The organism is Cellulophaga omnivescoria (genome assembly GCF_027915275.1).
Classification (GTDB): Bacteria; Bacteroidota; Bacteroidia; order Flavobacteriales; family Flavobacteriaceae; genus Cellulophaga; species Cellulophaga omnivescoria.
Genome location: NZ_CP115819.1, coordinates 1,662,647 through 1,677,315, shown reverse-complemented (window position 1 = coordinate 1,677,315; position 14,669 = coordinate 1,662,647). Strand labels below are relative to the sequence as shown.

17 protein-coding genes are annotated in these 14,669 nt (G+C 30.0%); 10 read left to right on the top strand and 7 right to left on the bottom strand.

Features of this window, described 5'->3' with window-relative positions:
- Nucleotides 1-160: 160 nt before the first annotated feature.
- The 7 genes from PBN93_RS07465 to PBN93_RS07435 all read left to right on the top strand — a co-directional run bounded on the left by PBN93_RS07465 (nt 161) and on the right by PBN93_RS07435 (nt 4,421).
- Entirely contained in the window at nt 161-682 is a 522-nt protein-coding gene (locus PBN93_RS07465; RefSeq protein WP_271081816.1) for a hypothetical protein, read from the top strand.
- Between the two features lie 78 nt (nt 683-760).
- The gene (locus tag PBN93_RS07460) at nt 761-1,666 is read left to right on the top strand and encodes a hypothetical protein (protein ID WP_271081815.1); all 906 of its coding nucleotides are present in this window, start codon (nt 761-763) and stop codon (nt 1,664-1,666) included.
- 84 nt (nt 1,667-1,750) lie between these two features.
- A complete protein-coding gene (locus PBN93_RS07455; protein ID WP_271081814.1) occupies nt 1,751-2,404 on the top strand; it encodes a hypothetical protein in 654 nt (217 codons plus the stop codon).
- Nucleotides 2,405-2,547: 143 nt separating this feature from the next.
- Complete coding sequence (locus PBN93_RS07450) at nt 2,548-2,802, top strand: hypothetical protein (RefSeq protein WP_271081813.1); 255 nt, start codon at nt 2,548-2,550, stop codon at nt 2,800-2,802.
- 85 nt (nt 2,803-2,887) lie between these two features.
- Complete coding sequence (locus PBN93_RS07445) at nt 2,888-3,439, top strand: hypothetical protein (RefSeq protein WP_271081812.1); 552 nt, start codon at nt 2,888-2,890, stop codon at nt 3,437-3,439.
- Entirely contained in the window at nt 3,436-4,005 is a 570-nt protein-coding gene (locus PBN93_RS07440) for a pentapeptide repeat-containing protein (protein ID WP_077400920.1), read from the top strand. The genes PBN93_RS07445 and PBN93_RS07440 overlap by 4 nt, the downstream gene beginning before the upstream one ends.
- Nucleotides 4,006-4,070: 65 nt before the next feature.
- Nucleotides 4,071-4,421 (top strand): hypothetical protein, encoded by a 351-nt coding sequence (locus PBN93_RS07435; RefSeq protein WP_077400917.1) that lies wholly within the window; start codon nt 4,071-4,073, stop codon nt 4,419-4,421.
- A 75-nt stretch (nt 4,422-4,496) separates the two neighbouring features.
- Here PBN93_RS07435 and PBN93_RS07430 read toward each other — a convergent pair whose 3' ends face one another.
- The 5 genes from PBN93_RS07430 to PBN93_RS07410 all read right to left on the bottom strand — a co-directional run bounded on the left by PBN93_RS07430 (nt 4,497) and on the right by PBN93_RS07410 (nt 9,332).
- Nucleotides 4,497-5,927, bottom strand: coding sequence for a DUF3526 domain-containing protein (locus PBN93_RS07430; RefSeq protein ID WP_271081811.1), 1,431 nt, complete (start codon nt 5,925-5,927; stop codon nt 4,497-4,499).
- A gap of 1 nt (nt 5,928) precedes the next feature.
- The gene (locus PBN93_RS07425) at nt 5,929-7,332 is read right to left on the bottom strand and encodes a DUF3526 domain-containing protein (protein ID WP_271081810.1); all 1,404 of its coding nucleotides are present in this window, start codon (nt 7,330-7,332) and stop codon (nt 5,929-5,931) included.
- A complete protein-coding gene (locus tag PBN93_RS07420) occupies nt 7,329-8,045 on the bottom strand; it encodes an ABC transporter ATP-binding protein (protein ID WP_077400905.1) in 717 nt (238 codons plus the stop codon). The genes PBN93_RS07425 and PBN93_RS07420 overlap by 4 nt, the downstream gene beginning before the upstream one ends.
- Nucleotides 8,046-8,232: 187 nt before the next feature.
- Nucleotides 8,233-8,604, bottom strand: coding sequence for a hypothetical protein (locus PBN93_RS07415; RefSeq protein ID WP_271081809.1), 372 nt, complete (start codon nt 8,602-8,604; stop codon nt 8,233-8,235).
- Between the two features lie 263 nt (nt 8,605-8,867).
- Complete coding sequence (locus PBN93_RS07410; protein ID WP_077400900.1) at nt 8,868-9,332, bottom strand: CBS domain-containing protein; 465 nt, start codon at nt 9,330-9,332, stop codon at nt 8,868-8,870.
- Between the two features lie 120 nt (nt 9,333-9,452).
- On the opposite strand from PBN93_RS07410, the gene PBN93_RS07405 reads away from it, so the two are divergent.
- The 3 genes from PBN93_RS07405 (at nt 9,453) to PBN93_RS07395 (ending at nt 13,042) form a co-directional block, all read left to right on the top strand.
- On the top strand, nt 9,453-11,732 hold the full coding sequence (locus PBN93_RS07405; RefSeq protein WP_271081808.1) for a M28 family peptidase: 2,280 nt from the start codon (nt 9,453-9,455) through the stop codon (nt 11,730-11,732).
- Nucleotides 11,729-12,532 carry an NAD(P)H-binding protein gene (locus tag PBN93_RS07400; RefSeq protein ID WP_271081807.1) on the top strand — a complete coding sequence of 268 codons (804 nt, stop codon included), beginning with the start codon at nt 11,729-11,731 and terminating at the stop codon, nt 12,530-12,532. The genes PBN93_RS07405 and PBN93_RS07400 overlap by 4 nt, the downstream gene beginning before the upstream one ends.
- A gap of 129 nt (nt 12,533-12,661) precedes the next feature.
- Entirely contained in the window at nt 12,662-13,042 is a 381-nt protein-coding gene (locus tag PBN93_RS07395) for a hypothetical protein (protein ID WP_077400895.1), read from the top strand.
- Between the two features lie 71 nt (nt 13,043-13,113).
- Here PBN93_RS07395 and PBN93_RS07390 read toward each other — a convergent pair whose 3' ends face one another.
- Both PBN93_RS07390 and PBN93_RS07385 read right to left on the bottom strand, forming a co-directional pair.
- Nucleotides 13,114-14,058, bottom strand: coding sequence for a DUF3078 domain-containing protein (locus PBN93_RS07390; RefSeq protein ID WP_077400892.1), 945 nt, complete (start codon nt 14,056-14,058; stop codon nt 13,114-13,116).
- A gap of 70 nt (nt 14,059-14,128) precedes the next feature.
- Entirely contained in the window at nt 14,129-14,641 is a 513-nt protein-coding gene (locus tag PBN93_RS07385; protein ID WP_077400889.1) for a DUF2480 family protein, read from the bottom strand.
- Nucleotides 14,642-14,669: the final 28 nt, after the last annotated feature.

Genomic DNA, 14,669 nt, shown 5'->3' with positions numbered 1-14,669 from the left:
AATTAAAGTTATTGCTAATATATTAAGGCTTAAGTATAAAGATCTGTCTATTTTTAGATTTGTGTTTTTAAAAATAAGACGTTTAGACTAAGTGTAAAATTAAATAGTTATCATTTTCTATTAGCTACTTTAAATAGCCAAAGCCCTTGCCATACATCATATGAAAAAAATTACACTTTTTATATTACTAATTTCATTTCTTGGCTTTGGTCAAAGAAAAAGAAAAGTAATTGACAGTATTCACTTAAAAAGATTGTGTGTAGAATATCCTGGAATTACTTATATACCAAAAATTTTGGATGAATTTAAAAGGTCTGAATACGTATTTACAGGAAAAGTTATAGAAATTATACGAAAAGAAACACTTCAACCATCAGACTTAGATGAAAACGGACCTACTGACTTACGTCCTATCCAAAATTACTGGTATGTTTTTGAGGTAACGGAATTATTTAAAGGAAAAAAGAAAGACCAAATTAAAATATTTGCAAGAATTTATAGTAGTATATCTCCATTATTAATGCTGGATAAAGAGTACCTTATTTATGCAAAAAAAGTAACAGAAAGAGAAGAAAGATTTTTACACCAATCTTATCCATATATTTATTGCGGAGACAGGTCTTGCCATATAAAGTATGCAAAAAATGATGTTATTGAATTAAGAAAGTTAAGTAAAAAGTAATGCATATTTATACACTATATTTTATACACAAGACCCTAAAAAGTTAATTTAAGTTAGAACAATTTAAAAGCTAAAAATATGAATTTTAGAAAACACAAATCAAAACTATGTTTAATAGTTCTTTTATTTGCTTTATACTCTTGCAATAATAAAACTGAAGAACAACAACTTCAAATTAATAATTTACAAAGACAATTAACAGCTAAAGACTCTATTATTAATGTTATATCTGAGGATTTAGACAAATCGAACCATAAAATTGAAAATAATAACGCTGAAATTTTAACTTTAGAAAACCAAATTAACGCAGAAACTCTAATTAGTTTTACTGGTGATTATACTCCAATTATAAATACCAAAAACTTTATAAAATTTGCTTTTAAATCTCATGACCTTGATCATATAAATATTATGACAAGTATATGGAGCAGTCAAGCGTTGGTAAATAGAAAAATTCTTGGAAAAGTAAACCCCACCCTAGATCAGTTTTCTGTTGTAAATCATATCTGGAGTAGTATAGATAGGAGTCCAGAGAACTTAGAGAAACTTATAACGCCTAAAGAAAAACAAGTACTTTATTCATTATTTAAAAACAACAATTTATACAAAGACTCAGGTGCGTCGTCAATAGTAAAAGCCTTATTAACTGCTTATACTGAAATAGAAAATAATGAATCTATAAGGTATGAAAACGACTTAACCAACAAAATGTATTCTCAAGACCCAGACGCAGATAACTATTGGGATGTATATGAAGAAATTGAGAATACAATTAATAATTTTGCCAGCGAAGAAGTTAAAGATATTTTGTCTGATGAAAATTACTCTTCTAAAAAAGACCAAGGCAGTAAATTAAGCAACAGAGTGTTTTTTGTTTATTCATTTTGGATAAGAAGGTATAAAGAAAAGAATCAAACACTAGTTTATAATTTACTAAAAGAACTTCACCAAAACGTATCTAAGGAAAGCTCTAATCCTTTTTAAAATATTCCATTGTATTTGTGTCCTAAATTAGGCGCTTAACCTCTTTACTAACCATATACGAATAGGTTAGCAAATATTAAAAAAATGAAAAAAAGAAGATTAAACATACTTACATTATTTCTATTATGTAGCTTTTGTTCGTATAGCCAAAATATAGTAGACCTATTTTATATATTACCTGAAGAATATACAATTCTAGGTAAACAAGAACGAAAATCTTTAGTGAAAAATAAAAAAATATCGGATGGTGAGATGAATCAAAATATCTTTATTGATAAAAAAAATGGTTATTTATCAATAAAGACTTCTTTCGATTCCAATATTAATACAGAAATTAGATTTGAAATGTGTTACTGGAATTTTGAAAATAAAAAACTGATTGCTATCTCTACTTATGGTGGAAATACAAGAACATATAGTTATGGTCAAAGTGATTTTAAATTTTTTATCTATGATAATGACCTAAAAATTTCAGACAAACCTATATTCAAAGAGTATTATCCAAATTTAGAGGTAACAAAAAGGTTAATAATTACTGATTTTTATTCTAAAATGACTCGTAAACAAATTTTAGAATACGAATCTCTCCATCCTTCACTTACTTTTTCATTACCTAGAAAAGGGAAAAATATAGAAATCAAATATGAAAATCAAAAATCAGAAAGTGATTCTGGACCATTCTTTGATACACCTACAAAAATTTTAAAATGGAATGGAGATGGAACATTTAGCGAATAACGTTTGCTAATACCGTATGTAATTTATTTCTAGTGCTCCCCTCCTTTAGAATCCCGAAGCGTAGGGACTTGCGGATTTTCTGCATATTATTTATTTGTTAACTTTAGTGCTTAAACTATATAAATACGTTAACACACATAAATATGAGTGAAAAACTTAACAAAATTAAATTAGAAATTGATAACTACGCAAAAGATTCTAATTTAACTGAATTACAAATAGTTGAAAAATTAGAAAAACATTACTTTAATAAAAAAGTAAACGATAATTTAAAACTCTATAAAAAACGAAAGAAAAAAGTAAGTGAAATTACAAAAGACCTGAAAATATCTCCCCGAAAATTTTATGCAATTTTAGAAAAAAAGAAAATAGCGCATAAAAAATATAAAAAAGACTAAAGCAACAAGAGCAAAAGTATTCCTAAAAATTCTTGGTTTTAGTGTATTGCAATGCAAAAAAGTTTTAAAATGTGAGTAACAATATATGAAATCAGAAAACGCATCTGTTTTTTATCAATCTAAAAAAGAAAAAGTTATACGAATACTTGTGTTTACTATTCTTCTGCTCTTTTTTATAGGATTATCAACACTCTCTTTAACAATGTTTATGAGTTTTTTTGATGGCAAAACTATAACTGATATAAAATCTATATTTTTCTTAATATTTATGTCTATTATATTGCTTTCTCCTGTAGTAATTTCAATTTATTTACTGCTAATGATTTACAATCAGTTTAAACAAAATAAAGTAATATGTACAATTAACAATAACAATATTTACGTTTCTGACTACGCCATCTGGATAAGAAAACCAACAACCATTCTTGCCAATACAAAAATTCCACTCTCTGATATTAAAAGTGTAGAAACCAAAAAAGTACTTTTTAAAACCATTATAAAGTTAAATTTTACTCTAGATAAATACAATATGCTTAAAGGAAAAATAAACTCCTCTTTAAATAGAATATCTGCTAAAGACAAAGAGTTTTTTAAAAGTAGAATTGAAGCTTTACTTAATTACAACCAGAACATATGAATGCCCTTGTTTTAGACAAAACGTTTACCAAAGAAGACTACAAAACAAACAGGTTGGCTCTTGCAGAGTATGATAACTGTACTTTTGTAGAGTGTAATTTTACAGAAGCATACTTGTCTGATAATAATTTTATAGAATGCACATTTATAGAGTGTAACTTTACCAACGCAAAAACTAAAAACACTTCTTTTAACAACGCTACATTTAACAATTGCAAGTTGCTAGGTGTACAGTTTACTAGCTGTAATCCGTTTTTATTGTCTTTTACTTTTAATGATTGTAATTTACAGCTGGCATCGTTTTACAAGTTAATAATAAAAAAAACACTTTTTAATAACTGTAATTTAGAACAGGCAGATTTTTCTAAAGCAACATTAAATGAGGCCATTTTTAGCAATTGTAATTTAAAAAATACAGCTTTTAATACTACTGTTTTACATAAAACAGACTTTACAACGGCTTATAACTTTGTTATAGACCCAGAAAATAATGCCATAAAAGGAGCTAAATTTTCTAAAGATAGTTTGTTTGGCTTACTCACAAAATATAAAATTAGTGTTAGCTAAATTTCACATAACAGTTTTATTTGTAACTTGTTAAACATAAAACCATTAAAAAGTTACTTATAAATTTGGAGACTAATTGCTTAGAATGCGGAAAAAAACTTGTTGGTAGAGCAGATAAAAAATTCTGTGAAGACTATTGCCGTAATGCTTACAACAACAAAATAAATAAAGACAGTAAAAACCTAATTAGAAACATAAACAATAGGCTGCGTAAAAACTACCGTATTTTAGATAGTTTTACACTTACAGAAGGAAAAACTAAAACTACGCGTACAAGGCTTATAGACAAAGGTTTTGACTTTGAGTTTATTACCAACACCTATACCACCAAAAAAGGAACTACCTATTTTTTTGTGTATGATCTTGGTTATTTACCCTTAGATAATGATTTTTATATGATTGTGAAACGCGAGTAGCTCTACTCCTTTTTAAATAAAAAAATAGGTGTGCACTAAAATACACACCTATTTAAAGCAATACCACGTACGTTATTAAAAAATTATAGTTCCTTTTTTAATCTTTTTAACAAACACTTGCTTACCTATAAAAATAAATATCACTGAAAAAATAAGTAATACAACTACTTTTAATAAAACCGAACTATTTATTGGTGGCTCGTATGTAAAACTAGGAAGTTTTTTATAATCGTTAGTTGTAAAATTCTTATTACCATACAACATAGGCTTAAAAAAGTTACGCCATTCTTTAGAAAACAAAGCAACCTGATTTCTATAACTCTGGTAATGAGTTGTAGAGGTATGCGCCAAATTATTAAAGCTTTGCTGCATAAGTATGGCTGGTGAACTATATTGCCACAACCTTACCCAATTTTGCTGTTTTGTTAGCTGATCTTCATAAGAGCTAATTAAAGGCTTTAACTCCTCTTCTACCAACTCTTGAGATGCTATATATTTATGCCAAAAAGAATAATTACTATTCCCGTCTTTAGATGCATACTCAGGATGATCTCTTAAAAAATTATCCAATATTTTATCTTGTTTGCTAGATAATTCTTCTTTTAACTCTCTAACCTCAGTAATCATTTTAGTTCTAGATGGTATTGGGTAAAATGAGTTCGCCAATTGCCCAACTACCGCCGGAATAATTAAAATTACAAAAACCCAAATTGCTAATAAACTTACTGCATTTTTAGCCGAATTATTAACCACTAGATTAACTAATAAAACAATAGTAAACCAAAAAAGTATATAAGCACACACTAAACTTATTAGCTGTAAAAATGCTGAGAAATTAGTTTTAAAGTCAAACCCAAAAAACAATAACGTAATTGTAATAACAGCAAGAGTTATTAAGGTTAACCAAAAAAATCTAAGCGCTGTTTTTTGTACTATCCATTGGTAAATAGATATTGGCTGAGATGCCAATAATTTTAAAGAGCCATATTCTTTTTCTTCAGATAATATATTATAACTAAACGCAATAATTATTAACGGCAATATATAAATAATTACAAAAGACAAATCAAAAGAACCAAAAAGTAATTGTATTGGATTTGCAAGCTCAGAGTAATCTAAACTAAAACTATCTCCATACGCACTAGGTTTAATAAAATGCGTAAAAAGATCGCTCTGCCCTGTAGAAATAAATGTTAAGGGTGCTACAGGAATTGCTGCAACCCTAGGATAGTTATAAGCTACATTCATTGGAGCATTAGGCATTCTCCTTGGGTTAACACTTACCTGCAGACCACTTTCTATAGAGTCTAACACCAATGCCATTGCAGCGTCGTTAGTATTTGACTCTAGCACAACATTTTTTAGTTCCTGTGTGCGCTCTTTAACTTTTTCTTTTCCATTGTAACCTGCAAATAAAACTACAATTAAAAGTAGTAATGATAACAGTAAAAGCCATCTGCTACGTAGCAACGACTTTAATTCATATTTAAAATTATATCTAAACATTTTAATATTTTTTATTGGTGAAAAACAATAGTGCAGCAGTAAGTACAAACCAAATTATAAGCACAGAAAACACGCTTGAATTTTGTTTGTAAACTTCAGAAAAAGTTGGACTCTCATAATTAAACTCTTCTAACTTACTCCATGTGTCTGCTGGTGCTACGTAACGTTCGTTATATTTAGCATTTTTCTCTGTAGTGCCATTTAAAAATCGCTGTACACCTACTCTATATTCTTCTGCTGCTTCTGTAAAAGCCCAGTGAGACTCATAATCTGTATTGGCAATTGCCATAGATAAAAAACGAGTTGGTAAAAATGGAGAAATTGCAGATAATGACTTGTACACTCCACCTTGCTTTTTAGCTTTTTCCTTTAAAAGACCATAATGTTTAGCATATACTTGAGCTTGGTACTCTTCGCTCTTCTGCATTAAAAACGCATTAAAGTTAAAAGGCAATTTATGTACACTATCTACTTTATATTCTTTTAAAGTTTGCTCTCGCAGTTTTTGAGATTCTTCATTCCAAGGTTTATGTCCGTCTAAACCTTGCTTGCTCTCGTTAGCAATTTGCTCATTAAACTCTTGATGAGATGGATAAGGATATTTAGCATCTGCCAAATTACTAGCTACTTTAGGTGCCACAAAACAAGCTAAAACCCAAAACACCAAATTAATTACAAGTGCAATACCAGATTTTTTTACTTTAGATGATATAAACAATACCACGTTTGTAAATATTAAGTAATACAACACATATACACAATACAAGGCCAAAATCTCTTTCCACTCAAATAAACCAAAGTCATTTAAACTTGTTAGTGTTACAGCTGCTACAACAAATAATACCGTTGCAATTACCAATGTAGGTAATAAGGCAGCAAGCCATTTACCAATAAACAATTTCCAACCAACAACACCTTGACTTTTTAGTATAAAAAAGGTACTTCCTTCAATCTCTTTTGAAAAAATATTATACCCAATTAAAATGATAATTAAAGGGATAATGTATAGCAAAATAAAATCTGGTGTTAAAGCTCCAAACCTAGACAGTGCTGTTTGGTCTGCAGCATCACTAAAAGCAGCTTCATTTCTATTATGAGCTTCTAAAAAAACAGAAATACCTGTATATTTATCTACACCTTGATCTATTAAAGACAATGGAGATTTAGGCTTAAAAACATAATTTCCGTAGTGTGCAGCAGAATGCGGATTTTTGGCTCCTTGAGACTCCCAAACTTTACGTTCATTAGCCTTAGCTTCATTATACTGTGCTGCCGTATTTTTATACTGTTTAAATGTCACAAAAAAGGCAACAACTGCCAATACAAATACTATTAGAGCAGAAATTTTAAAGCGTCCGTCTCTAAAAATTTCTTTTATTTCTTTTTTTACAATGTAGCGTATCATACAGCAGTGTTATTTAAGGTCATAGTCTCTAAATACACTTTTTCTAAATTTTGCAGTGTAATTTCATCATTCCTAAAATAATGCTTTAAAACACCTTGTTTCATAATACCAATATGCGTACCTATTTCCTTGGCTCTAAAAATATCATGTGTAGCCATAAGTATGGCTACTTTGGCGTTTTTCATACGCTTTAATAATTCTCCAAACTCGTTACTAGATTTAGGATCTAAACCAGAGGTTGGTTCATCTAACAACAATACTTTGGCTCCTTTTGCAATTGCTAATGCAATGCCTACTTTTTGCCTCATTCCTTTAGAGAAAAACTGTACACGCTTATTAAAAGCTTCTTGTTGTAAACCTGCTTCCTCTAAAAAGGTTTTTAGCTCTGCTTTTGAAAAACTTTTACCACCTATACCCAAAAAATAATCTAAATTTTCTATAGCTGTTAAAGTAGGATAAAGCATTAAATTTTCTGGAATATACGTTAAGTATGGCTTCGTTTTTTTGGGGTTTTTTACCACGTCTAAACCATTAATATAGGCGTTACCAGATGTAGGCGCTATAAAATTTAGCAGCAAATTAATAGTGGTAGATTTTCCTGCTCCGTTAGCACCAAGTAAGCATAATATTTCTCCTTCTTTAATTTCAACATTTAAATTATCTAAAGCGGTAAAATCGCCATATTTCTTGGTTAAATTAGTTGTTTTTATCATTTTTTATCTTGTTGTGATTTTATATATTTTAATACTGTTTTTATAAAAACATACAATAAATAATAGCCGTTAATATGCTATAGTGTGTTTGTATACAACAACACATAACATACTTATACAAAACAACATACCAACAAAGTAAATTGGTATTATTTGTTTACAACACTGTATTATTTTTTGTGAAAAATTACGCTATTAAGCTTGTAGAAGGTGGTGCCCTGAGCGGACTGTTACTTAAAAAATAGAAAAATGTATATGGCTCTACATATGCTGTTTTTAAATAATGCGTTGATGTTTCCTTTTTAATTTGAAGCTTATTTTCATAAGCTACAACAATTTTAGATAACTTAAACTGATGACAAAGCAAACAGTCATATATAGCTGTAGTAAATTCAGTATTCTCTAGCAGTAAAGAATTATGATCTACACTCTTAGATTCTAATGTGGTGTAATGATTGTGATTGTGAGGTTCTAAATAAGTATGAAAAACATAGCTTACCTGGCTTACAAAAAATAGCAAGCAGAAGAATATAGCAATATGTTTTTTAAAGAATCTCAAGAGATATATTAATTAAACCTAATTACAAATTTGCATGCCAAAATAGACAATAAAACATAGTGCCATTTTTTAATTTTGTTAATTTTTTCTAAAAAACTAATAAAATGACAACAAAATGAAAGAATATCAACACAATTATTAAAATGAAGAGGTGTATTTTATAATATTATGTTAAAAATGAGGTTTACGTAAAGAATAAATAACAAAAAAATGGTTTCTGGGGACAGAAACCATTCATATAAAAATAGAAATCATAAGGTACGCTATTTATAATTTTGCCCATTTAACTTTAATGCTGCAACTACTACATCTTTTCTACTAATTTGCCCTACTAAAATATCGTTTTTAAGCACAGGTAGTCTACGCCTATTGTGCTTTACAAAAATACCTGCAGCGTCAAAAATACTTATGTCTGGAGAAATAAACTCTACATCTCTGGTCATAAAATTTTCTACACTTTTGTTTAATATTGGCTGATTAAAATAGCGACTCTCCGAGATTTGTTTCATACAATCTGCCTCAGAAATAATACCTACCAAAAATCCGTTATTATCCAAAACCGGCCCACCAGAAATATTGTGCTTGGTAAACAGCTCCATAACTTCTAAAATAGACTGGTCTGGTTTAAACGTAATAAGTTTTTTAGTCATATAATCCTCTACTAAAATTGGTGCTTCAAATTCCTTTTTAATGGTCTTCCGCACTCCTTGAAAGCTTTTTATTCCCATAATATTTAGTTTTAGGTTAATCTTAAACTTAGTGATTTTTAATGAATTATCTAAATAAATTGCGTTAAAAGCACCAAATTTGTATAATTTTAAGGTATCAATTTGGAAATACGCAATAAAATGAGCAAAATAGCAAGAGTTTTAATCTTATTACTTTTAGTACTAGCCACTTACCTAAGTTTTAGCACTATAATGCCAACATATAAGGAAGATAGTAGCGCTACTAAAACATCTTTCTCTACAGACAGGGCATTAAAACACGTTGCAGAAATTAGCAAAAAACCACACGCAATAGGTTTTAAAGGGCATACCGAGGTAAAAAATTATATAATTAATGAATTAAACAAACTTGGTTTAAAAACTACACTACAAGAAGGTTACACTGCTGGTGATTGGGGAAATTTATCATATGCTAGCAATATTTTAGCAAAAATTAAAGGAGAAAATAGCAACAATGCTTTGTTGCTGCTTTCGCATTATGATAGCAATCCACATTCCTCATTAGGCGCTAGTGACGCAGGTAGCGGCGTAGCTACTATTTTAGAAAGCGTACGTGCCTACTTAGAAGAAAATAAAACCCCAAAAAACGATATTATAATTTTATTTTCTGATGGTGAAGAACTTGGCTTAAATGGAGCTGAACTTTTTGTAAATAAACATCCGTGGGCAAAAGATGTTGGTTTGGTTTTAAATTTTGAAGCTCGTGGTAGTGGTGGCCCTAGTTATATGCTTATTGAGACCAACCAAGGAAACAGCAGACTTATTGAAGAATTTACCGCTGCCAACCCAGAATATCCTGTTGCAAATTCTTTAGCTTATAGTATTTATAAAATGCTTCCTAACGACACAGATTTAACTGTTTTTAGAGAAGATGCAGATATACAAGGTTTTAATTTTGCTTTTATAGATGATCATTTTGACTATCACACAGAGAAAGATAATTATGAGCGTTTAGACAAAAAAACTTTGGCACACCAAGGAAGCTACTTAATGCCGTTGTTACAACATTTTGCAGATGCAAACTTATCAACCTTAAAAACCAATAAAGACACTATTTACTTTACCGTTCCTGTATTTAAAACAGTGTCCTACCCTTTTAGCTGGATTTGGCCAATGTTTGCTATTGCTGTTCTACTATTTATAACACTACTTATATTAGGTTTTAAAAATAAGAAATTAGATGCCAAAGAAATTATAGTTGGCTTTGCTCCGCTACTTATATCCTTACTTATTACGGGCGTAGTTGGCTATTTTAGTTATACCGTTTTAAAAATTATTTACCCACAATACAAAGATATTCTACACGGCTTTACCTACAACGGCTACACCTACATAGCAACATTTACTCTTTTGACTTTGGCTGTATGCTTTTACGTTTACCATAAATTTAAAAAACTAAAAACACCAAATTTAGTAGTTGCGCCAATATTTATATGGCTTGTAATTTCTGGTATGGCTGCAGCATTTTTAAAAGGCGCCAGTTACACAATAGTACCTGTATTTGCCCTATTAGTGTCTTTTATGATTGCTAGCAACCAAAAAAATCCAAATCCTTTTTTACTATTCTTTTTAACCTTACCGCTATTAGCCATATTTGCTCCTTTTGTAAAAATGTTTCCAGTTGGTCTTGGTTTAAAAATGTTGGTTGCAAGTACTGTTTTAACAACACTTTTATTTATTGCTATTACGCCAATATTTGGCTTTTACAAACATAAAAACAGACTTGCATTACTTTGTCTATTGTTAAGTTTAGGTGGTTTTGCAATGGCACATTTAAAGTCTAACTTTACAAAAAATAATGCCAAACCTAGTAGTTTACTTTATGTATTAGACGTTAACAGCAATACTGCTAAATGGGCTACTTATGACAGTTATTTAACAGAGTGGACGGCACAATATGTAAACAATACAAAAACAAAACCACAGCAATTGGCCAGCAATACAATTAGCAGTAAATACAACTCTAACTTTACATACGTTACTAATGCTCCAATAAAAAATATACTTGTACCTAAAATTGAAAAAACAGTTGATACACTTATAAATAACCAAAGACATTTAAAAATTTGTATTACGCCGCAGCGTAATGTAAACCGTTTAGATATTTATAAAAATAATGTAGCTTTAGCAAAAGCCACAGCAAACGGAGTACCATTGCCTGACTACTCTTTATTAAATACAACAAATAAGTTTATAACACATTACATTAGCAATAACAACTACACAGAAATTAGTTTAATTTTGGAGCCAAATGCACCTTTAGAACTTACTTTTTACGAGGCCTCTAATGATTTGCTAACCAACCAACATTTTAGCATACCCGCAAGACCTGTAAATGAAATACCTATGCCTTTTGTTTTAAACGATGCAATACTAATTACAAAAACAGTAAAATTTTGAATAACAAAATAGCCGTATTTGGCTGCGGATGGCTGGGTTTACCTTTAGCCACTTCATTGCAAAAGCTAGGATATAAAATTAATGGCAGTACTACTACTAAAGATAAATTGAGTCTCCTAAAAGAGCTTTCTATAATACCTTTTTTAGTTGATTTAAATGATAATGACTTTACTACACAATTAGATGCTTTTTTAAGCAATGTAGATATACTCATTATCAATATTCCGCCAAGAATGAAAAATGGAGACGCAAGTAGTTACCTTGCTAAAATGAAAATTGTACATAAACAATGTAAAATTACAAACGTAAAAAAAGTAATTTTTGTTAGCAGCACATCTGTTTATGGTAATTTAAATGGGGACATAACCGAAAAAACCACACCTAAGCCCCAAACAAGCGCCGCAAAACAATTAGTAGCAATAGAACAGTTATTTTTAAATGATAGTAGCTTAAAAGCTACTATAATACGTTTTGGAGGCTTAATTGGTAATGGTAGACATCCAATTTATCATTTAGTTAAAAAAAATGAAGTAACTAATGGAAACTATCCTATTAATTTGATAGATATTACAGACTGTATTTCAATTATAGAGCTAATAATAGAAAAAAACTATTGGAACGAGATTTTTAATGCTGTGTACCCTAATTACCCGAGCAAAGAAGAATACTATACCCAAATAGCTCATAACAAAGGACTTAAACCTCCAGTGTTTACAAGTGATGAGAGCAATTCTGGCAAGAAAGTTATTTCTTACAATTTAATTTTTGTTAAATTTTACAATTTTGTGACATCAGTTTAAGATACTTTCACAACACTTTTTTAATGTTTCACAACAAAGGCATAGACCAAGTGTTAATTATAAACGCTGATTAACAGGCTTTTGCAGATTATTTGGTAAATTAGAGGTATCAATTAATCAAAAAATAGAATGAAAAATACAGATATTAAATCAAGGATAGAAAACAACATCTATAGTTTAATTTCTTCTACATGTTCACAAAGAATAGATGATAAATCTAGAGCGTTACATACTGCAATTATTAAAAAACACTATAACGCCACAGAGGTAACTATAGATTACTTTAGAAAAAGGTTAGATATGGATTTAGTAATAGACGATACGTTTTACAATCCTAATACTATAAACACATACCTACCTACTTTTAAAGCAAACTTTTATTATTTAGATTTACAAGACTTTTTACGATCTTGTATAGAAAGGGATGACAGAAGCATTGCTTTTTATGCCAGCTTATTAAAGTCCTTAAATTTTTTGGATGAACAGCACAAGCTACTTAAAACTGCTTAACAAGTAAAGTACATACATAAAACAAAAAAGACCGCAATTGCGGTCTTTTTTTATATTGTAATTACAGTGTATTAAAATGCATAGTTTAAACCTAGCATCCAAAAAGATTGTAATTTATTATCTACGTTTTCAAAATCTGGAACTGCTTGTGCAGGAACCGCAGTAGCATCAAACTGACCTAAAGCATAGTTTAAAGCTTCTTGTTTGTTGCTTCTTAAACCAAAATCAAAACCAACACCAATCATTTTCCAAAGTGTATACCCAAAAGAGTTTGTCCAAGTTACGTTAGACAAGTCTGAGCTTTTGTAGCTTTGAAACATTGACAAGTTAGACTTAAAGTTTACTGCTCCAATTTTTTTAGTGTAATCTGCAACTATTTTAGCACCTAAAGAAGACTCAAAAACAGCGTCGTTATCTGCAAAAACAAAGTTATAGTTTAATGGGTGTATTACCACTACTAAATCTTGTATTGGAGTCCATGTAGCACCAACACCTAAATCTAAGTAACCAGGATCATTAAAGTTATTTAATATAGTAGTTCTGTATTCTGCTAAACCAGATATAGCAAATTTCTCAGACAATTTACGCCCATATAAAGATGTTAATGTAAAAACATCTGTAGTACCTTCAAACTTATCACTATCGTTAGGATTATCTTTATCATCTAACTTTACCCAAGCAAGGTTAACGTTAGCAGAGTTTCTCCAGAAAAATTTATCTTCTTTTAAATTGGCATATGCATTAACTGTAAAACCAATGTTACCAGAGTTATTGTTTGGAGAACCCTGAGCGTACCAGTTATCAAAACTAGAGATAGTACCACCAATAGTACCAAAAGCACCCATTTTCCACCCTGGCATAGCGTCTAACTTAGCTTGTATAGCTCCAATTCTTGCTTGTATTGCAGCAACAGAATCTTTTTTAACTGCTTGCTCTGCTTTTAATTCTTCTTCTGTTTGTGCAAAAGATACAGTTGCAACAAATAATAATGCTGCTGTTAAAACAATTTTCTTCATTTTATAGTTTTTTTTAATGGTTTAATGAACCGCAAATGTAAGTATAGTTCTTTAAAATAAAAACCAATTTTTATTTTCTCTTGTATAGAGGCACAGAAGAACAGGCCTCACCGTACATAATACTTTTAGCGTAAGACTGCATTTTTGCTGTAGCCCATAAGTATGCATTTGGCGGCACTGGCTTGTTGCTACAACCCTTAATAATAACGGGTTTGTCTTTATAAACAGAAAAATCTAAGTTAGCTATAATAGACTGGTAAACAGAAGAGTACAATTCCTCTAGGTTTCCTTGCACTATATATTTTGCATGTGGTTGTAGCTGCGTAGTAATTAACATATATGCCCAACCAGGCACAATGGCATCTGTGGAACAATGTAAAGCTACATAGGCATTAGTATACTGCTCCCAGTTGTGATTTGCAATATGTTTTCTAAAATCTTTTTCTTTTAAAATAAAGCCTTCAAAAAGCCAATCTTTTATATCTAAAAGCACTTTTTCTTCCTTTGGAAAGTAATCTTCCAAGTCAAAAGTAACAAGTTTAGAACTTGCCACTCTATTTATAATTTCATTAGACTGTGCCATATAGTAAGATTTAAATACCAGAAAATTT

Excerpts from the sequence above, each read along its gene's own strand:
- PBN93_RS07390 (WP_077400892.1), bottom strand. The coding sequence starts at position 14,058 with ATGAAGAAAATTGTTTTAACAGCAGCATTATTATTTGTTGCAACTGTA.
- PBN93_RS07465 (WP_271081816.1), top strand. The coding sequence starts at position 161 with ATGAAAAAAATTACACTTTTTATATTACTAATTTCATTTCTTGGCTTT.
- PBN93_RS07460 (WP_271081815.1), top strand. The coding sequence starts at position 761 with ATGAATTTTAGAAAACACAAATCAAAACTATGTTTAATAGTTCTTTTA.
- PBN93_RS07395 (WP_077400895.1), top strand. The coding sequence starts at position 12,662 with ATGAAAAATACAGATATTAAATCAAGGATAGAAAACAACATCTATAGT.
- PBN93_RS07430 (WP_271081811.1), bottom strand. The coding sequence starts at position 5,927 with ATGTTTAGATATAATTTTAAATATGAATTAAAGTCGTTGCTACGTAGC.
- PBN93_RS07425 (WP_271081810.1), bottom strand. The coding sequence starts at position 7,332 with ATGATACGCTACATTGTAAAAAAAGAAATAAAAGAAATTTTTAGAGAC.
- PBN93_RS07440 (WP_077400920.1), top strand. The coding sequence starts at position 3,436 with ATGAATGCCCTTGTTTTAGACAAAACGTTTACCAAAGAAGACTACAAA.
- PBN93_RS07450 (WP_271081813.1), top strand. The coding sequence starts at position 2,548 with ATGAGTGAAAAACTTAACAAAATTAAATTAGAAATTGATAACTACGCA.
- PBN93_RS07445 (WP_271081812.1), top strand. The coding sequence starts at position 2,888 with ATGAAATCAGAAAACGCATCTGTTTTTTATCAATCTAAAAAAGAAAAA.
- PBN93_RS07385 (WP_077400889.1), bottom strand. The coding sequence starts at position 14,641 with ATGGCACAGTCTAATGAAATTATAAATAGAGTGGCAAGTTCTAAACTT.
- PBN93_RS07405 (WP_271081808.1), top strand. The coding sequence starts at position 9,453 with ATGAGCAAAATAGCAAGAGTTTTAATCTTATTACTTTTAGTACTAGCC.
- PBN93_RS07455 (WP_271081814.1), top strand. The coding sequence starts at position 1,751 with ATGAAAAAAAGAAGATTAAACATACTTACATTATTTCTATTATGTAGC.
- PBN93_RS07420 (WP_077400905.1), bottom strand. The coding sequence starts at position 8,045 with ATGATAAAAACAACTAATTTAACCAAGAAATATGGCGATTTTACCGCT.
- PBN93_RS07410 (WP_077400900.1), bottom strand. The coding sequence starts at position 9,332 with ATGGGAATAAAAAGCTTTCAAGGAGTGCGGAAGACCATTAAAAAGGAA.